17 protein-coding genes and 1 tRNA gene are annotated in these 18,955 nt (G+C 65.2%); 1 reads left to right on the plus strand and 17 read right to left on the minus strand.

Going from position 1 to position 18,955, the window contains the following annotated elements:
- Window positions 1-2: 2 nt before the first annotated feature.
- The 16 genes from E3O25_RS07305 to recO all read right to left on the minus strand — a co-directional run bounded on the left by E3O25_RS07305 (window position 3) and on the right by recO (window position 16,099).
- Complete coding sequence (locus E3O25_RS07305; RefSeq protein WP_092112589.1) at window positions 3-308, minus strand: AzlD domain-containing protein; 306 nt, start codon at window positions 306-308, stop codon at window positions 3-5.
- Window positions 305-1,069 (minus strand): AzlC family ABC transporter permease, encoded by a 765-nt coding sequence (locus E3O25_RS07310; protein ID WP_134360838.1) that lies wholly within the window; start codon window positions 1,067-1,069, stop codon window positions 305-307. The genes E3O25_RS07305 and E3O25_RS07310 overlap by 4 nt, the downstream gene beginning before the upstream one ends.
- Complete coding sequence (locus tag E3O25_RS07315; protein ID WP_166805996.1) at window positions 1,066-1,971, minus strand: sensor histidine kinase; 906 nt, start codon at window positions 1,969-1,971, stop codon at window positions 1,066-1,068. The genes E3O25_RS07310 and E3O25_RS07315 overlap by 4 nt, the downstream gene beginning before the upstream one ends.
- A gap of 84 nt (window positions 1,972-2,055) precedes the next feature.
- A tRNA-Asn gene (locus tag E3O25_RS07320) sits at window positions 2,056-2,128 on the minus strand.
- A 217-nt stretch (window positions 2,129-2,345) separates the two neighbouring features.
- Window positions 2,346-3,248, minus strand: a complete 903-nt coding sequence (locus E3O25_RS07325; protein WP_092112595.1) for an ATP-binding cassette domain-containing protein — start codon at window positions 3,246-3,248, stop codon at window positions 2,346-2,348.
- 4 nt (window positions 3,249-3,252) lie between these two features.
- Window positions 3,253-4,941, minus strand: a complete 1,689-nt coding sequence (locus tag E3O25_RS07330; RefSeq protein ID WP_134360839.1) for an ABC transporter ATP-binding protein — start codon at window positions 4,939-4,941, stop codon at window positions 3,253-3,255.
- Window positions 4,938-6,014, minus strand: coding sequence for an ABC transporter permease (locus E3O25_RS07335; protein ID WP_134360840.1), 1,077 nt, complete (start codon window positions 6,012-6,014; stop codon window positions 4,938-4,940). The genes E3O25_RS07330 and E3O25_RS07335 overlap by 4 nt, the downstream gene beginning before the upstream one ends.
- A gap of 2 nt (window positions 6,015-6,016) precedes the next feature.
- Window positions 6,017-7,108 carry an ABC transporter permease gene (locus E3O25_RS07340; RefSeq protein WP_134360841.1) on the minus strand — a complete coding sequence of 364 codons (1,092 nt, stop codon included), beginning with the start codon at window positions 7,106-7,108 and terminating at the stop codon, window positions 6,017-6,019.
- Window positions 7,109-7,208: 100 nt separating this feature from the next.
- A complete protein-coding gene (locus E3O25_RS07345) occupies window positions 7,209-8,837 on the minus strand; it encodes an ABC transporter substrate-binding protein (RefSeq protein ID WP_134360842.1) in 1,629 nt (542 codons plus the stop codon).
- 219 nt (window positions 8,838-9,056) lie between these two features.
- On the minus strand, window positions 9,057-10,922 hold the full coding sequence (gene dnaG / locus E3O25_RS07350; RefSeq protein ID WP_134360843.1) for a DNA primase: 1,866 nt from the start codon (window positions 10,920-10,922) through the stop codon (window positions 9,057-9,059).
- A 90-nt stretch (window positions 10,923-11,012) separates the two neighbouring features.
- Window positions 11,013-12,263, minus strand: a complete 1,251-nt coding sequence (locus E3O25_RS07355; protein WP_092112404.1) for a deoxyguanosinetriphosphate triphosphohydrolase — start codon at window positions 12,261-12,263, stop codon at window positions 11,013-11,015.
- Window positions 12,256-13,437 (minus strand): tRNA dihydrouridine synthase DusB, encoded by a 1,182-nt coding sequence (gene dusB / locus E3O25_RS07360; RefSeq protein WP_134360844.1) that lies wholly within the window; start codon window positions 13,435-13,437, stop codon window positions 12,256-12,258. Before dusB ends, E3O25_RS07355 begins: the two co-directional genes overlap by 8 nt.
- A gap of 137 nt (window positions 13,438-13,574) precedes the next feature.
- Window positions 13,575-13,700, minus strand: a complete 126-nt coding sequence (locus E3O25_RS17700) for a hypothetical protein (protein ID WP_255576133.1) — start codon at window positions 13,698-13,700, stop codon at window positions 13,575-13,577.
- 97 nt (window positions 13,701-13,797) lie between these two features.
- On the minus strand, window positions 13,798-14,514 hold the full coding sequence (locus E3O25_RS07365; protein ID WP_134360845.1) for a DsbA family protein: 717 nt from the start codon (window positions 14,512-14,514) through the stop codon (window positions 13,798-13,800).
- Between the two features lie 47 nt (window positions 14,515-14,561).
- Complete coding sequence (locus tag E3O25_RS07370) at window positions 14,562-15,380, minus strand: isoprenyl transferase (protein ID WP_241983875.1); 819 nt, start codon at window positions 15,378-15,380, stop codon at window positions 14,562-14,564.
- On the minus strand, window positions 15,377-16,099 hold the full coding sequence (gene recO, locus E3O25_RS07375) for a DNA repair protein RecO (protein WP_092112396.1): 723 nt from the start codon (window positions 16,097-16,099) through the stop codon (window positions 15,377-15,379). The genes E3O25_RS07370 and recO overlap by 4 nt, the downstream gene beginning before the upstream one ends.
- 168 nt (window positions 16,100-16,267) lie before the next feature.
- Here recO and E3O25_RS07380 point away from each other — a divergent pair, with 168 nt between their 5' ends.
- The gene (locus tag E3O25_RS07380) at window positions 16,268-16,960 is read left to right on the plus strand and encodes a hypothetical protein (RefSeq protein ID WP_092112395.1); all 693 of its coding nucleotides are present in this window, start codon (window positions 16,268-16,270) and stop codon (window positions 16,958-16,960) included.
- A 119-nt stretch (window positions 16,961-17,079) separates the two neighbouring features.
- Here E3O25_RS07380 and leuA read toward each other — a convergent pair whose 3' ends face one another.
- Window positions 17,080-18,846, minus strand: a complete 1,767-nt coding sequence (leuA, locus tag E3O25_RS07385) for a 2-isopropylmalate synthase (RefSeq protein ID WP_092112393.1) — start codon at window positions 18,844-18,846, stop codon at window positions 17,080-17,082.
- Window positions 18,847-18,955: the final 109 nt, after the last annotated feature.

The raw sequence follows: 18,955 nt of genomic DNA on the forward strand, positions 1-18,955 counted from the left end.
CGTCAGGTGAGGGCGCGCAGACCGGCGGCGACGAGCGCCGCAACGATCACCACGACGATGAACGGCGTTTTGATCGCAAACAGGCCGGCCGCCACGATGACGGCCGGAATGCGGGCATCCAGGGCGAGCGCTTGCCCGCTGCCGAGCGTCTGCACCGCAATGAGCGCCGCCAGCAGGGCCACGGTCAGAAGGTCGGCGATACGAGACGGTGTAGGTTTCGCCAGCACCGCGGGCGGCACGAGGTAGCCGGCCAGTTTGAGCGCGAGCACCGCGATCGACGCCGCAATGATGATCTGCCACAGAGTCACGAGCGCAGGCCCTTTCGAGCGGATGCCGCACCCGGCAGCGCCGGCCCGCCCAGCCAGTTGAATACGCCGACCACGACCGCCACGAGCGCTGCGACCAGCACGGGCAGCCCCGGCATGAGCACCGGGGTGAGCGTGGCGGCGACGACGGCGGCCGCAACGGCGACCGCGACGGCCTGCATCCGCTTGAGGCGAGGCCAGAGCAGGCCAACGAAGGCCGCTGCCGCTGCTGCGTCGAGTCCGTAGGCCCTGGTATCGCCGAGTGCGTCACCGATCAGCGCGCCGAGCAGGGTGGTCGCGTTCCAGCCGATGAAGACGGCCAGGCCGGTGACCCAGAATCCGACGCGCCGGCTGCTGGCCGTCGGCTGGGCGAGGGCGACCGCTGTCGATTCATCGATGGTGATCCACCCGGCGGCGAGCCGCTTCCAGAGCCCGCTGCCGACGATTGGGGCGGTGCGCATGCCGTAGATGCCATTCCGCACCCCGAGCAGGGCCGCGCTCGCAATCGCCGCCGGGCCGGCCCCGACCCCGCCGGCAGCGAGCACGCCGATGAGGGCGAATTGGGAACCGCCGGAGAACATGACGATGCTGATGAAGCTGGTCTGCCAGATGTCGAGTCCGGCCGCAACCGACAGCGCACCGAACGACACCCCGTATGCAGCGGTGGCCAGTCCAACGGCCAGACCCTCCCGAAGGGCCAGGCGTTGCTGGTGCGTCTCGTCGAGCGGGTGGGAGGCGGTCTCGGTGACGGGCGCCGAGGTCACCGGGACAGGTCGACGCCGTGCACGCCGTTGTGAAAGCGCAGCGACGGAAATACGGCTGACACCGAGAAGCCCAGTCCGGGAACCGTTCCGGCGTTGAACACGCCGCCGAACAGCTGGGCGCGCTCACGCATCTGCGTGATGCCGGGGCCGGCGATACTCTCGCTCAGGGCCTTGAGGTCGTCCTCGATCGTGTACGGAGTGCGGGCGACCTGTTCGCCGGTCTCCTTCCCATCCCGACGCGCGGCGGCACGGATACCGTCATCGTCGACGAGCAGCTGCAGGCCGTCTCTGGTCCAGGTGAACGACACCCGCGCTTCCGTGCCGACGCCGCCGTGCTTGAGGGCATTGGAGAGCGCACTCTGCAGGATGCGGAAGATGGCGAGCTCGGCACCAGCCTTGAGCGCGAATCGTTCCCCCGACTCGATGAAGCTCACCACCAGACCGGCGTCGCGCATCACGCGGAATAGATCGCGGGTCGATCGCGGGCCGGGCTGCAGCGCTCCGACGTTTTCACCCTCGCGCACGATGGTCAGCACGCGGCGCATATCGGCGAGTGCCGCCCGGCCGTCGTCAGCGAGGGCGGTGGCGGCGCGCACGGCCGTCGAGGGGTCGCTCTCGGCGGTGTAGCGGGCGCCCTCGGCCCGGGTGATGAGGCGGGCGATGGTGAGCACGGCACCGTCCTGCAGTTCGCGGATGATGGCGAGGCGCCCCTGCTGCTCGGCGAGGGAAAGTTCGAGTTCGATGCGCACGCGTTCGGCGGCATTGCGGTCGAAGATGACCCGCCGCGACCTCAGCAGCGAGATGGTCCAGAGCACGAGGAGCGCCCCGGAGAGCACGCCCAGTGCCGGTACCAGAAGTTGCGAGAAATCCACGCTGTCCACCGTTTCTTGAGCCGAAGCCATACGAATTGGGAAGGAACTTTTTCGTCGGAGCGAAACGAACCGACAAAAAAGGCCACCCGGGGTGGAGCCCTGAGTGGCCTTTCGCTCCCCGACTTGGACTCGAACCAAGAACCTGCGCATTAACAGTGCGCTGCTCTGCCAATTGAGCTATCGAGGAATGCTGTGAACAGCGTTGCTACTTTACCAAGGTTTCCCGCCTGTCCAAAACCATGACGGGTTCTGATCGGCTCCAACGGCCCGGTTTAATCGCTTCACCGGCGGCGCAGCCCCGCAAAGTGGGCCGGGAGCAACACATGAGCAGTCTCGGGTGCACTCGGCCGGTCGGGCGTGTCGGCCGGTCGCCTTTCACGGCGGATGCTGCGGTCGCGACCCGCCTAGCTGCCGGCCGCAACATCCGTTTCATCGCCCAGTTCACCAACGGCACCGCCCCGGGCGTCATCGACGTTCGGCACATCGCTGTCGGGCTGCAGGGCGGCGGCGAGACCCCGCACGTAGGGATGCCAGGGGTCCCGAAACACCTCGTCGATGCGACCGAGGCCGACCAGCACGCCCTGGTGCATGACGCCGATGCGGTTGGCGACCCGCTGCAGGACGGCCAGATCACTGCTGATCACGAGGGCCGAGAACGATCTGTGCTGCTGAAGCTCGCTGATCAGGTCGATCACGGCGTCACGCACCAGCACGTCAACGCCCGCTGTGGGCTCGTCTGCGATCAGCAGGGTCGGCCCCAGCACGAGCGCCTGGGCCAGCGCGACACGCTGCCGCTGGCCGCTGGAGAGCTCGTAGGGGTACTGACCGAGAACGGCCAACGGGAGGCGCACCGCATCGATCATGGTGGCCACTCGGGCACCGAGCGCGCGCCGGTTGTAGCGCCGATCCCGTTCGAGCACCGGCTCGGCCACGATTTCGGCCACTGTCAGGGTCGACGGCAGGGTGTCTGCGGCATCCTGGGCCAGCAGCCCGACGCCGAAGGTGAGACCTCGCAGCGTGCGCTTGCTGATGCGGCGCAGCCCGTACCCAAGCACGGTCGCCTCTCCCCCAGTGATCTGGGGACGGATGCCGGTGGCGTCGCTCACAAAGGCGTCACCGGAGAGCACCCGGGCCAGAGTGCTCTTGCCCGAGCCGCTCTCGCCGAGTAGCCCCACCACTTCTCCGGGAGCGATGCGCAGGGTGAACCCGTGCACCGCGACAAAGGCCGGGCTCGCCCCGTGTGGCGGGTATTCGATTGTCAGATCGCTCGTGGTGATCGGGGGAACGGATGCCGCGCCATGCCTCATGGGGCTATCCTGCCGCACGAAGGAGCCGGAGTTCACCCCTCCGCAGTGCCTGCACAGCCGGGTCAGGAACCGGCAGTGATGCGAGCAGCCGCTGGGTGTAGGCATCCTTCGGGGCACCGAGAACCTCGGCACCGGTGCCTTCCTCGACCAGTTGTCCCTTGTACAGCACGGCAATGCGGTCGGCGAGAATATCGACGACGGCGAGGTCGTGGCTGATGAACAGCGCCGCGAACCCAAACTCCTTCTGCAGCTCAGCGAACAGCTCGAGCACCTTGGCCTGCACCGACACGTCGAGCGCACTGGTCGGCTCGTCCGCTATCAGCAAACTCGGCTCCAGGGCCAGACCACGTGCGAGACTTGCACGCTGGCGTTGGCCACCACTGAGCTCGTGCGGGTAACGATCGCCGTAGGCCCGCGGCAACTGCACCGCCTCGAGCAGTTCGTTCACCCGCTTGCGCGCGGAACGGGTATTCGCTGCCCGCCCGTGCACGACGAGGGGCTCCGCGACGCATTCGGCGATGGTGAGCAGGGGGTTGAAACTCGACGCGGGGTCCTGAAAAACGAAGCCGATGTCGCTGCGCACCTTCTTGAAGGCGCGTTCCTTGAAACCGTTCATCTCATGGCCGAGCACGGTCAGGGACCCCCCGGTGACTCGGGTGAGCCCGCCCATCGCCCGACCGATGGTGGTCTTGCCTGATCCGCTCTCGCCGACGAGGCCGAGCACCTCTCCGGGCCGGATGCGGAAACTCACTCCGTCGACGGCGGTGAACCCGGGTTTGCCCAGCCGGCCGGGATATTGGATTTTCAGGCTGTCGGCGACGACGACCGGCGCCTGATCGGCCCAGTCGGGCTCCCGAGCCTCCAACCGAGCGGTGGCCCGCGCCGTGCCGTGGCCGACGCGCGGTACCGAACCGAGCAGTCGCTTGGTGTAGTCGTGCGTGGGGTTCGAGAACAGTTGTTGGGCCGGAGCTTCTTCAACGACCTTGCCCTCGTACATCACTACGACGCGGTCGGCCAGGTCGGCGACGACACCCATATTGTGGGTGATCAGCACGATCGCGGTACCGAATTCATCGCGGCAGCGCCGCAGCAGGTCGAGAATCTCGGCCTGCACGGTCACATCCAGGGCAGTGGTTGGTTCGTCGGCAACAATCAACCCAGGATCGAGAACGAGGGCCATGGCGATGACGACGCGCTGCTTCTGACCGCCGGAGAACTGATGCGGGTAGTAGTCGACGCGGCTCTCCGGGTCGGGAATACCCACCCGACCGAGGATGTCGATGGCCTTCGCGCGGGCTTCCTTCCCGGAGAATTCGCCGTGCGCACGGATGCCCTCGGCGATCTGCCAGCCGACGGTGAACACCGGGTTCAGGGCTGTGGACGGCTCCTGGAACACCATCGACACATCCGTTCCCCGCAGCTGGCGCAGCTTCTGCTTGCTGACGGTGAGCACGTCGTTCGAGCTGGAACCGTCCTTGCTGCTCAGGATGACGGCACCGTGGGCGGTGGCCGTCTCCGGCAGCAGGCCGAGGATGGTCTTCGCGGTGACGGTCTTGCCGCTGCCGCTCTCCCCCACGATCGCGAGCACCTCGCCCGGAGCCACCCGCAGGGTGACGCCGTCGACGGCCTTGACCGCGCCGCCGTCGGTGGCGAAGGTGACATTGAGGTTGTCGATACGTACGACGTCGGTCATGAGTTGGATTCCAATCCGGCGGGGCGGACTCGCGGAGTGCTGATCGAACCGTAGATGCCACTCGGGTCGATGCGGCCGGCCGGGTCGCGCACCTCGACCGGGGTGGCCGGGGCAGGTGCGGTCTTGCCCGGGGCGCGGCGACTGCGCAGCCGCGGGTCGGCGAGGTCGTTGAGGCTCTCCCCCACCAAGGTGATGCCGAGCACGACGAGCACGATGGCCAGGCCAGGGAACAGGCTGGTCCACCAGATGCCACTCGTAACGTCGGCGAGCGACTTGTTCAGGTCGTAGCCCCACTCGGCCGCCGAGGACGGTTCGATGCCGAAGCCGATGAAGCCGAGGCCGGCCAACGTCAGCAGGGCTTCCGAAGCGTTGAGCGTGAAGATGAGGGGCAGCGTACGCGTGGCATTGCGCAGCACGTGCCTGAACATGATGCGTCCATTGCTCGCTCCGAGCACCCGGGCCGACTCCACGTAGGCTTCAGCCTTGATGCGCACGGTTTCCGCGCGGATCACCCGAAAATACTGCGGGATGAACACAACCGTGATGGAGATCGCAGCAGCGAGGATTCCGCCCCACAGGTTGGATCGTCCGCCCGAGATGACGATCCCCATGACGATGGCCAGCAGCAGGGGCGGGAAGGCGTAGACGGCGTCGCAGATGACGACGAGCACGCGGTCGAGCCAGCCGCCGAAGTAGCCGGAGACCAGGCCAAGGGCTACACCGGCGAAAATAGACAGCACGACGGCGACGACCATGACGGTGATCGCGGTTTGCGAGCCCCAGATGACCCGTGACAGTACGTCGTAGCCTCCGACCGTGGTGCCGAGCAGATGGTCGCCGCCCGGCTCCTGCTGGGCACCGAACGGGCCATTGTCGTCGCGCAGCTGGCTGAAGCCGTAAGGCGCGAGAAGCGGCGCAAAGATCGCGGTGAGAATGAAGATTCCGGTGAGCACGAGGCCAACCACGAGCATGCCCCGTTGCAGGCCTACACTTTGGCGAAGTTGATGGACGACGGGCAGCCGAGTCCACAGTGGAGACTTGTGGGCGTTCGGGGTGTCAGTGAGCGTTCTCATGGTCAGTACCGCACTCTCGGGTCGATGAGCGCGGCAATGACGTCCACGATGAAGTTGGAGAGGGCAACGATCACGGCCAGGAGCGCAACGATGCCCTGCACGGCCACGAAGTCCCGCGCCTTGATGAATTCGATGAGGATAAAGCCCAGGCCCTTCCACTCGAAGGTCGTCTCGGTCAACACCGCACCGCCGAGAAGCAGGGCGACCTGCAGCCCGATGACGGTGATGATAGGAATGAGGGCCGGTCGATAGGCGTGCTTGCTGACGAGCCGGAATTCGCTCACACCACGCGACCGCGCCGCATCGACGTAATCAGTGCCGAGTGTGCCGATGACGTTGGTGCGCACCAGCCGGAGGAAGACTCCGGCGGTCAGCAGCCCCAGGGCCAAAGCGGGGAGGACGGCATGGGCGAGTACATCACCGAGAATGGCGGGGTCGCCGGTTTGCAGGGCGTCGATGGTGTAAAACCCGGTCTTATTGGGCAGAAAGCCCATCTCTAGTTCCGAGCCTGTCGTGGCCCGCCCGGCCACCGGAAGAATCTTCAGCCAGACGGCGAAGACCAGCTTGAGCAGAAGTCCGGCGAAGAACACCGGGGTGGCATAAAAGAGGATGGCGACAACGCGCAGGACGGCGTCGGGTGCTTTGTCGCGCCAATAGGCGGCCACCATGCCCAGCGGGATGCCGACGATGAAGGCGACAAGGAGTGCATAGAAAACGAGTTCGGCAGTCGCCACACCATAAGTCAGCAGGATTTCTGACATGGGACGGTTCGTACTGATGGTGGTGCCGAAATTACCCGTGAAAACCTGGCCGAGGTACTCGACGTACTGCACCAGAATGGGCCGATCGTAGCCGGCCTCGTGGATGCGTTCGGCGAGTTGATCAGGGGGTAGACGGCCACCGAGCGCGGCCGTGATCGGGTCGCCCGTTGCACGCATGAGCCAGAAAACCATCGTGACCAGGATGAGTATCGTGGGGATGATGAGCAGGAACCGAATCAGAAGATAGCGACCGATCCCGCCTCCTGGGCTCGATTTCTTCTTCGAAGCACGTCCGCCGGTCGGGGCGGATGGCTTCAGTGCCACAGTGGTCATAACTACCTCACGATTGCAAAAGAATCGGGGGCATCCAGCATGGTATTCAGCTGGAGGCCCCCGCAGATCGAACTAGAGAAAACTCTAGTCGCTCAACTGCCTAGCCCTTGGAAAGAGCTCCGTAGCGGAACTTAAACGACTCGTCGAGCGTGTCCTTCGCGCCGGTGACGTCGGTGCCGGTCACGGCAACTTGTGACCCCTGAAGCAACGGCAGGGTCGACAGCGCAGCCGCGACCTTGTCCTGAATCTCGCCGATGAGCGCGGTGCGCGCCTCCGGGTCGACCGTGACGGCCTGCTTCAGGATCAGATCGTTGACTTCCTGATCGCTGTAGTGGTTCTTGATGAAGTTCTCGGTCAGGAAGAACGGCGTCAGGTAGTTGTCAGCGTCGGTGTAATCCGGGAACCAGCCGAGCTGGTACGCGGGGTAGACATCCGAGGTGCGGTCCTTGACGTACTGCACATACTCGGTGGACTGCAAGGCGACGTTAAACAGGCCGGAGGAGTCGAGCTGGTCCTTGATCAGGGCATACTCGTCGCTCGAACCGGGACCGTAGTGGTCCGTGTTGTACTGCAGGCTGAAGTCGACCGGAATACTAACTCCGGCGGCCTCGAGCGTGGCCTTGGCCTTGTCGAGGTCCGGGGCGCCCGATCCGTCACCATAGAGGCCCTTGAGAGATTCGTTGGCACCGGTCAGACCGCTCGGAACGTAGGAATAGAGCGGGGCGTAGGTGCCCTTGTAGACCTGGTTCGCGAGTTCGTCGCGGTCGACGACATCAGCGATAGCCTGACGAACGGCCAAGGCCTTGGCCGGGTCGGCCTCCGCCGTCGTGGCGCCGAACGGCATCGTGTTGAAGTTGAAGGTGATGTAGCGAATCTCGCCACCGGGACCGTCCAGAACGGATACGTTGTCGTTTCCGCGCAGGTCGTCGATATCGGTGGCTGACAGGCTGCGCAAGGCAACGTCAATGCCGCCTTCCTGCACCTCAAGCTTCATGTTGGAGGAGTCGGTGAAGTACTTCACGTTCACGCCGTCGTTCTTCGCGGCGCCCCAGAGCCCCTGATAGCCGTCGAACTTCTTGTAGGAAATGATGTTGTTGAAGTCATAGCTGGCGATCTCGTACTGGCCGGCGAAAGCCTTGGCCGCGACGATGTCATCATCCGGGGTCAGCTCCGTGGCCGAAAAGGATTCTTCGTCGACGATGGGACCGGCGGGGCTCGACAGGATCTGAGAGAAGATCTGATCGTCTGCGGCCTTGAGCGTGAAGACGACCGTGGTGTCGTCGACAGCTTCGGTGCTGTCGAGGTTGTAGAGCAGGGACGACGGGCCATTGTCCGCAGCGATCGCCAGCTGGCGATCGAAGCTGAACTTGACGTCTGATGACGTGAGGTCGTTGCCGTTGGCCCATTTCAGGTCGGGCTTGAGGGTGACGGTGTATTCCGTGGGCGAGGTGAACTCCGCCTTGGTCGCGATATCGGGCTCGACATCGGGGCTGCCATACGGCGTGTTCATGAGGAACGGGAAAACCTGGAGCTGAACGTTGAACGAGCCGGCGTCATATGAACCAGCAGGATCGAGGGTGGTGACTTTGTCGGTCGTACCGAGTGTGATGGTCCCTCCGGCATTGGTGGAGGAGTCGCCCGCCGAGCAGCCGGCCAAAACGAGCGCCGCAGCGGCCAGTCCGGCTGTGGCAGCGAGAGCGCGCTTGCCGTTAGTGAATGCGGATGTCATATCCGTCGTCCTCTTCCTGTAGAAGTCTCATGACCAGGAGAACCCGAGAATGGGCGCAGCTGTTCATTGCTGTTAGCCAAGAATTAGCACAGAATTCGCAGATAGCCACGGTCAGCCGCAGCTTCTTTACATATCTGCAACAATCACGAGCTCATGTGTTGCAGTTTGAGATTATCCGCTCGGATGATGATGCCGCAGCAGGCGACATCAGGGGCCGGCTCACTCGTCGCGGAGGGCACGTCGCTCGGCCTCGACCCGCACGAGTTCGCGCTGAAGGGTGCGGTACATCTCGGTTTCGGAGGCATCCGCTCGTTGGAGGCGGCCGAGCAACTCGGCCTTGAGCCGCAGCAGGTCTTTGTCAATAAGCACAATCGTGATGTCGCGTACGTAGCGGGCGACGTCTTTCTCGGTGCGCTCCGGCAGGTTCGCCATGGCCAGTTCCTGCACGAGGTTCTTGAAGGTGTCCGGCACCTCGGAGACCACGCGATCAAGCCAGTCGGGTGCTTCGAAGTGCGCCAGACTCGCGGCGATCGCGTCGCGCACGACGGCGAGCGAGGTGTTGGCAAAGGACGTCTGCACCGCGCTGTCGAGAATATCCCGGCCGATCAGCACTGGCCGCTGCAGCATGGCCATGAGACCGTCCCGCTCGAGCCTGGTGACCGGGTCGGTCGGCAGCTCGACCAGGGAGAACGGGCGCTCGGGCAACACTTCGACCGCACCGCCGTGGCGGGGTGCGTTCGGCCCGCCGCTCGCTGCGGCTCGCGCTCCGGAGTGGGCGTTGGTGACCGCCTTCGCGACTTCTCCCATGTCGACGCCGAGCATGCGGGCCAGTTCGCGGGTGTACCCGGGCCGCAGCACGGGATCGCGAATCTCGCCGACGACGGGGGCGGCGGCACGCAGCGCGGCCGTGCGACCCTCGACCGTGTCGAGGTTGTACTGAGAGAGAATCTGCCGAATCATGAACTCGAACATGGGCTTCTTCGAATCGACCAGCCGACGCACGGCGTCATCGCCGCGCTGCAGGCGCAGGTCGCAGGGGTCGAGTCCCTCCGGTCCGACGGCCACGTAGGTTTGGGCGGAGAACCGTTGCTCCTCGCTGAAGGCGCGCATGGCGGCCTTCTGGCCGGCGGCATCCGGGTCGAAGGTGAAGACGACTTCGCCCACGCCCGAATCGTCACCGAGCACCCGGCGCAGCACCTTGATGTGGTCGACGCCGAAAGAGGTTCCGCAGGTGGCGACGGCCGTCGTAATACCGGCCAGGTGGCAGGCCATCACGTCGGTATACCCCTCGACCACGACCACCTGATGGCTGCGCGAGATGTCGCGTTTGGCGAGGTCGAGCCCGTAGAGCACCTGGGCCTTGTGGTAAACCGGCGATTCAGGGGTGTTCAGATATTTGGGCCCTTTGTCGTCGTCGAGCAGCTTGCGCGCGCCGAAACCGATGGTCTGGCCGGTGATGTCACGAATGGGCCAAACCAGACGGCCGCGGAACCGGTCGTAGATTCCCCGGTCGCCGCTGGAGACCAGACCGGACAGGGTCAGCTCTTCGGTGGTGAATCCTTTAGCGCGCAGGTGGTTGGTGAGTTCGTCCCAACTCTTGGGTGCGAAGCCGACCCCGAAGCGTGTCGCGGCCGCGGCATCGAAGCCACGCTGGCCGAGGAATGCCCGGCCGACTTCGGCGCCGGCGCTGCCGAGCTGGTCGATGAAGAAGTCGGAGGCTGCCTGAATGGCGGCGAGTAGACGGGTGCGGTTGCCGTGGTCGGGGGCGGCGCCCGAGCCATCTTCGTAGTGCAGGTCGACGCCGACCCGGCCGGCGAGGCGTTCCACGGCTTCGCTGAAACTGACGTGGTCCATCTTTTGTAGAAAGGAGTAGACGTCGCCGCTTTCGCCGCAGCCGAAGCAGTGGTAGAAACCCACCTGCGGGCGCACGTGAAAGCTGGGGCTGCGTTCGTCGTGAAAGGGGCAGAGGCCCTTCATCGAACCGACGCCGGCGGACTTCAGGGTGACGTAGTCACCGATGATGTCGGCGATGTTGGTGCGGGCCTTGACCTCTTCGATGTCACTTTGTCGAATCAGTCCAGCCATAGTCGAATTCTATCTTCTCGGTCTGACAGGTTCTGGTCAGGTGGTGCCGGGCCCGGGCCCGGACATATCGGGCGTGAGTGGGGCGGGAGGCTAGCCCTGCACCAGGCGCTCGTACCAGGCCAGCGCTGACTGGTCGGTGAGGCTCGCGACCTGGTCCACGATGACGCGCTTGCGGCCGGCATCGTCGGCGGCGGCGTGCCAGTCTTCGCGAAAGCCGGGGTCGAGGTGTTCGTCGCCGGACTGGTGCAGGGTTTCGGCGAGCAGGGTGAGCACCTGTCGCTGTTGCACGTAGATGGGCTTGCGGGTGTTGCGGGTCATCACGAAGGCGGCAACGATGCCCTTGAGTACCGAGATTTCGGCCTGTATCTCGCGCGGCACGATCACATTGGCCCCGAAACGCAGCATGTTCGCGCCGGGGTGCGCCTCCTTGGTGGCGTGCACGGCGGCACCGCTGAACCGGCCGATGAGCTGACTCGTGAGATTCTTGAGGTGGCCCTGGTCGCGGCGCCCTGCGGTCCAGGAGTCCATCCAGACATCGAGGGAGTCGAGCCTGTTGAATGCGGTGGCGAGGTCGTCGGCGCTCGTCGCGTCACCGATCCACTCAGACATGGTGGCGAGGAGTTCGTCGTGGTTGGCGCGGCTGCTCAGGGCAGCCACGTCGACGTAACCGTTGACGATGGCGTCTTCGAAGTCGTGCACGCTGTAGGCGATGTCGTCGGAGAGGTCCATCACCTGAGCTTCGATGCAGAGCTGACGATCGGGAGCCCCATCCCGGAGCCACTCGAACGCGGCGATGTCGTCCTGGTAGAAGCCGAACTTGGCCCGCCCACTCGGGTCGTAGACCGAGGAGCCTTCCGGCCAGGGGTACTTGCAGCTCGCGTCGAGGCTCGCCCGGGTGAGGTTGAGGCCATAGCTGTGACCGTCTGGCCCGAACACCTTGGGCTCGAGCCGGGTGAGTAGGCGCAGAGTCTGGGCGTTGCCTTCGAACCCGCCGATGTCCGCTGACCACAGGCTGAGCGCCTTTTCCCCGTTGTGACCGAACGGCGGATGCCCGATGTCGTGCGCCAGGCAGGCGGTGTCGACGATGTCAGGGTCGACATTGAGGCGCGAGGCGATCTCCCGCCCGACCTGGGCCACTTCGAGCGAGTGGGTCAGTCGGTTGCGGGCGAAGTCGAGCCCCGCCGTCGGGCTGAGCACCTGGGTTTTCGCCGCGAGGCGTCGCAGGGCGCTCGAGTGCAATAGCCGCGCTCGGTCGCGGGCGAAGTCGCTGCGCCGAGAGTAGTGCTCTTCGGGAAACCAGCGGGCCTCATCGGTCTCGCTGTATCCGGTCTTGTTAGCCACCGCTGGTGTCCCCTTCGCCCTCGGTCAAATTCAGTCGTTGCGCGTCGATGAGTTGCTGCGACTCGAGCCAGTGCTCGGGCAGCGACGGCTTCTTCGGAGTTCCAGCGCGGCCGCGCGGCCCTTCGACGTCGGCACCCGGGTAGGGCAGCGAGGCATCGAGGGTGCCGAGCAGGTCGTCGAGCTGGGCCAGGGACTGCACCATGGCCAGGCTCGCGCGCAGGTCACCGCCCACCGGGTAGCCCTTGAAATACCAGGCGACATGCTTGCGGATGTCCCGGCAGGCCCGGTCTTCGCTGTCGAAGTATTCGGTGAGCAGTTCGGCGTGCCGGCGGAACGCATTGATGACCAGGCCGAGGCCCGGCTCCGCCTTCTGCTGTTGCCCCCGGAACGCCGCGGCGAGGTCGCCGAACAGCCACGGACGGCCGAGGCACCCGCGCCCGACCACCACACCGTCGCAGCCGGTCTCTCGCACCATGCGCAGGGCGTCGCTGGCTGACCAGATGTCGCCGTTGCCGAGCACCGGCACGTCGCTGATCGCGTTCTTGAGTTTTTCGATGGCGGACCAGTCGGCGTGGCCGGAGTAGAACTCGGCGGCCGTGCGACCGTGCAGGGCAATGGATGCGACGCCGGCTCCGGCAGCCGCCTTGCCGGCTTCGAGATAGGTGAGGTGGTCGGCGTCGATGCCCTTGCGCATTTTCACGGTGAGCGGAACCGCCCCGGCCGCGGTGACGGCGGCTTCGACGATCTGCCGGAACAGGCCGATCTTCCAGGGCAAGGCCGCTCCCCCGCCCTTGCGGGTGACCTTGGGCACCGGGCAGCCGAAATTGAGATCAATGTGGTCGGCGCGATCCTCGGCCACGAGCATCGTGACGGCTTCGGAGACCGTCTTCGGGTCGACACCGTAGAGCTGAATGGACCGGGTGGTTTCGCTCTCATGGTGGGTGATCAGCCGCATCGTCTCGGTGTTGCGCTCCACGAGCGCCCGGGAGGTGATCATTTCGCTCACGAACAGTCCGGCACCGTATTCGCGGCACAGTCGACGGAAGGCGGTGTTGGTTATACCGGCCATCGGCGCAAGCACCACGGGAACGTCGAGGGTGAGCGGGCCGATCGTCAACGGCGCGATGGGGGTGTAGCTCGCGCGCGTGTCGACGGTAGGGATGCGTGAAGTCATGTTGCATCAATTCTCCCAGAAAGCGAGGGATCCGCTAATCGGCCAAGGCAAGGCTGCAGACGGCGCACAAAAGCGCAGCTGCCCAGCCGGTTGAGCAGGCCGCGCGACAGCTGCGCTTTCGAGAGCAGGGGCCGGGATCAGCTGCAGCAGCCACCACCGCAGCAGGAGCCGGCGGCCTCGTCGGGTGCACCCAGAAGCTCAATGGTGGGACGGCCGGCCGCGTCAGTGTAGACGGGCGGCGTGGTGGTAGCGGTGTCGGTCATGAGTTGTCTCCTGAATCAATTGGGTTAAACGGTGAAGGCCTGCGGGTGGAGCTGAGTGCTCCCCCGTCAGGCTACGCGAGTTCGCTGGGCGTCACGGTTAGACGTAGGTCGGGTCGGCCAGACGGTCGGCACGGGCCTGGTCCAGCGCCTGGGCGAACGCCGTCGGGTCCTGCGCGCCGGAGATGCCGTAGCGGCCGTCGATCACGAAGAACGGAACGCCCTGGATGCCGTACGCGCCGGCCTGCGCCACGTCGGCTTTCACCGCGGCAAGGTGCTCGTGACTGGTGAGCGACCGCACGACGTCGGCCCGGTCGAGTCCGATCTCGGCCGCGAGGTCGGCGAGGTCCTCGATGCGTCCCACGTGGCGGCCATCGATGAAGTAGGCCTTGAGCAGGCGTTCCATCATGTCGAGCTGGCGGTCGTGAGCCTTGGCGTAGTGCAGCAGTTCGTGCGAGATGACCGTATTGGTCTGGTGCACGGAGTCGTAGTCGTAGTGCAGGCCAACGCTCTCGGCGATGCCGGTGACACGCTCCAGCATCTGCTCCACCTCGGCGAGTGGCATCCCCTTCTTCTCACTGAGGTACTGCACGGGCGTTCCGGCGTAGTCGACCGGGGTGTCGGGTGAGAGTTCGTAGCTGTGGTATTCGACGTCGACCGCGCCATCGAACTGCGCAGCTCCAGCCTCGAATTTGCGTTTACCGATGTAGCACCAGGGGCACTGCACGTCAGACCAGATATCGACCTTGATCGGGTCGGTGCTGGTCGGTGCGCTCGTGGCGGATGCGGTTGCTTCGCTTGTAGTTGTGTCAGTCACACTCGGCCCAACGGGGCGCCGAGCCCGTGTATTCCCCCGCCGGAATATTAAGTGGTCGGGGCGTCGACCGCGCCACCGTAGCGCCTGTTGCGTGACGCATACAGTCCGACGGCGTGCCAGAGGTCCACCCGGGTGAAATCGGGCCACAGCGTGTCGAGAAAGACCATCTCGGCGTAGGCGCTCTGCCAGAGCAGAAAGTTGCTCGTGCGCTGCTCCCCCGAGCTTCGCACAAACAGGTCAACGTCGGGCAGCTCGGGCACGTAGAGCTGCCGGGCGATGGCTTTCTCGGTGATTCCCGACGGCTTCAGCCTGCCGGCGGCGACGTCCTCGGCCAGCGCGCGCACGGCATCCGCTATTTCGGTGCGACCGCCGTAGTTCACGCACATGGTGAGGGTGAGTACGTCGTTGCCGGCCGTGAGTTTCTCGGCGAACTGCAGTTCGTTGATGACGGATGCCCACAGCTTGGGTTTACGTCCCGCCCACCTGATGCGCACGCCCCACTCGTTGAGTTGATCGCGGCGGCGATGCAGCACATCGCGGTTGAAACCCATGAGAAAACGCACCTCGTCGGGCGAACGCTTCCAGTTCTCAGTGGAGAAGGCGTAGACGCTGAGGTGTTTGACCCCGATCTGGATAGCGCCGGCGACGACGTCGAGCAGGGCGGCTTCGCCGGCTTTGTGACCCTCGACCCGGGTGAGGCCCTGGCCGTTGGCCCAGCGGCCGTTGCCGTCCATGACCACCGCGACGTGCTCGGGAACGACTTTGCGGGGCAGCTCCGGCGGGTACAGCCCGGTCCAGTCGAGCGGTTTGAACGCAACGGCATCTTTGTGGGTGAACGGTTTGTGGCCGAACAGACCGGCCATCATCGGGCCACGTGTTCCAGCGAGCGAAGCCCGCGGCCCAAATGCCACTGGGTGTAGGCGGCTACGACGCCGGCCGCCTGGCTCTGGGTGCGTTCGGGCGCGGCGGCGGCATGCTCCCAATCGCCGGTGAGCAGCGCGCTCAGCAGGCCGATCGTGGCCGCATCAAGGCGGGGCGAGCCGGGCGCGGCGCAGGAATCGCAGACGATCCCGCCGAGCTGCACGACCATGGCGCTGTGTTCACCGACGGCACCGCAGCGGGCGCAGTCCTGAAAGCTCGGGGCCCAGCCGGCCATCGACACGGCCCGCAGCAGGTAGGAGTTGAGGGTGAGGTGGGAGCCGTGTTCCTGGCGGGACAGCGATCGCAGGGCGCCGACCAGCAGCAGGTACTGCTGAAGCGACCCCTCGGATTCGGTGAGTTTGTCGGCGGTTTCCACCATTACGCTTGCGGCGGTGTAGCTGCCGTAATCGGCGGTAATCAGGGCTCCGTAGGAGCCGAGCGACTCAGCCTGGGTGATGATGTCGAGGCTGCGACCCTCGTAGAGCTGCACGTCGGCGACCATGAACGGCTCGAGCCGGGCGCCGAATTTAGAGCCGGTGCGGCGTACGCCCTTGGCGACGGCGCGCACCTTGCCGTGCGCTCGGGTGAGCATGGTGACGATGCGGTCGGCTTCACCCAACTTGTGGGTGCGCAGCACGACGGCTTCATCTCGATAGACAGGCACAGATAATTATCCCACTTTGCCGCTGGGAGCGCGGTCACGGCGCGACGGCTGCCCGAACGGATGCCGCGGCTCGCTGAAATTTTGTCACGAGTCGTCCCTGGCACTGGTTTTTCGGCCCGGACGGGGGGAGACTTAGGTCACGTAGTCCCCGTGGTATGGAGGTTTTTCATGAAACCAGTCCAGGGCAGTTTGCCCGACATTATGCCCGTGTTGTCGCGTGGCAAGCACCGCACTCCCAAGAGCGGCGGCTGCTTCATGGAATTCGCCTCCTACCTCGCCGGCGAGTCCTGGAGTGACCACCCGGCCTGCACCCATCCGGTACTGGCATCACTGGCCCGCATGGTCAACGACTGCAGTTCCGACGACTCGAGGTCGCGGCTCGCCCTGCTTATTCCGTCGGTGATCGGCCTGACCGGCTCCGACCGACGGATCGAGGTCATGGTCGCCCTGCGCACCGGCTGCGAAGCACTTCCGGTGGCGAGTCTGGAACGCCAGCGTGCGCTCGCCGTGGGGGTGCTCACCTGCGAGCGGAACGCATCCGTTCTTGATCCGGACCTGGCCGAGCAGGTACGACCGCTGATTCGGGCCGCGCTCGACCAGGCACCCGATGCCGAACGTTGGGCCCGCGATTTCATCGGCAGCGTGCGTTCCTGGTCACATACCAAGTTCACACCACGCACCGCTGACACGATCATTCGCGTCGGTGTGCAGGGCATCGGCGAGGCCTGCGTCGCCGACCCCGATGCCCGGCTGTACACCCTGCTGGAGCGCGCGATCGACGACTGTCGCTCACTGCTCGGAAGCGCTCCTCGCCCTGCCAGCACGACCGATCGCACGGTGAACCTGCCAGCGCTGGCCTGAACATCGTGCCGATCTCAGATAGCCCCTGACCGCACCCGGATGGTGCAACGAAAGCCCAGACTCAGTGATGAGGCTGGGCTTTCGTGTGTGCTCAGTTGCTGCGAGCGGATGCGCGCTGCTTAGACGGCGGCCAGTTCGAGGTCGCCGACCTCGGCGCGGATTCCGCGGTTGACGGCGGAAACGACCGACTTGAGCGATGCGGTGGAGATGTCAGCATCGATGCCGACGCCCCAGTAGCGCTTACCGTTCACATCGAGCTCAACATAGGCGGCCGCCTGCGCGTCGCCGCCGGCCGAGAGAGCGTGCTCCACGTAGTCGTACAGGGTGATCGCGATGCCGCGTTCGGCCATGACACCGAGGAATGCGTTGATCGGGCCGTTGCCGGAACCGGTGGCCGGCGCCACGGTGTCGCCGTCGCGCAGTTCGACGGCGAGGTCGACCGTTCCCGTCAGGTCACTCGACGTGCGGGTGGAGTGCAGTTCGAATCGACCCCACTTGGCTTCGGGGTTCTTGAGCGTGGCCGGCAGGTACTCGTCGTTGAAGATGTCCCAAATCTGCTCGCTCGTCACCTCGCCGCCCTCGGCATCGGTTTTGGCCTGCACGACGCCGGAGAACTCGATCTGCAGCTTGCGCGGCAGGTCGAGGGCGTGGTCGGTCTTGAGCAGGTAGGCGACGCCGCCCTTGCCGGACTGCGAGTTGACCCGGATCACGGCTTCGTAGCTGCGGCCGAGATCTTTCGGGTCGATCGGCAGGTAGGGTACGGCCCAGACCAGGTCGTCGACGGTGCAGCCCTGCTTGACGGCGTCGGCGTCCATGGCTTCGAAGCCTTTTTTAATGGCGTCCTGGTGCGAACCGCTGAAGGCGGTGAAGACCAGGTCGCCGGCCCACGGATTGCGTTCGGGCACCGGCAGCTGATTGCAGTACTCGGCGGTGCGCTTGATCTCGTCGATGTTGCTGAAGTCGATCTGCGGGTCGATGCCCTGCGTGAACAGGTTGACGCCGAGGGCGACGAGGTCGACGTTGCCGGTGCGCTCACCGTTGCCGAACAGGCAGCCTTCGATACGGTCGGCACCGGCCAGGTAACCGAGCTCGGCGGCGGCGATCGCGGTTCCGCGGTCGTTGTGCGGGTGCAGCGAGATGAGGATGTTCTCGCGCTGGGTCAGGTGACGACTCATCCACTCAATGGAGTCGGCGTACACGTTCGGGGTGGCCATCTCGACGGTGGCCGGCAGGTTGACGATGACCTTGCGTTCCGGAGTTGGCACGAGGATCTCGACGACCTGGTTGGTGATATCGACGGCGAAGTCGAGCTCGGTACCGGTGAAGCTCTCCGGGGAGTACTCATAGTAGATGATCGTGCCGGGAATGGTCGCTTCCATCTGCTTGCAGAGGCGCGCACCGAACAGAGCCAGGTCGACGATGCCCTGCTTCTGTTCGCGAAAGACGACATCGCGCTGCAGGATGCTCGTGGAGTTGTAAAAGTGCACGATGGCCTGCTTGGCTCCGGTGATCGCCTCGTAGGTGCGCTTGATCAGGTGCTCGCGCGCCTGGGTGAGCACCTGGATGGTGACGTCGTCGGGAATGGCGTTCTCGTCGATGAGGCTGCGCACGAAGTCGAAGTCGGTCTGGCTCGCCGAGGGAAAGCCCACCTCGATCTCTTTGTAGCCCATGCGCACGAGCAGGTCGAACATGATGCGCTTGCGTTCGGGGCTCATCGGGTCGATGAGCGACTGGTTGCCGTCGCGCAGATCGACGGCGCACCAGCGCGGCGCGACCGTGATGTGCTTGCTCGGCCACGTGCGGTCGGGCAGGTCAACGGCGAACTGCTCGTGGTACGGACGGTAGCGGTGGATCGGCAGTGTGGATGCGGTCTGATTGTTCTTCATGGTCCTGTTTCCTCGTGGGTGTCGGCAGCCAACGACGAACTCCGCGACGAGGGAGGCCTCAGATTAGGACTCGTCGCGGCAGCTAAGGAGGAGCACACCGTTCAACACG

The organism is Cryobacterium sp. TMT1-3 (assembly GCF_004402315.1).
In the GTDB taxonomy this organism is placed as follows: domain Bacteria; phylum Actinomycetota; class Actinomycetes; order Actinomycetales; family Microbacteriaceae; genus Cryobacterium; species Cryobacterium luteum.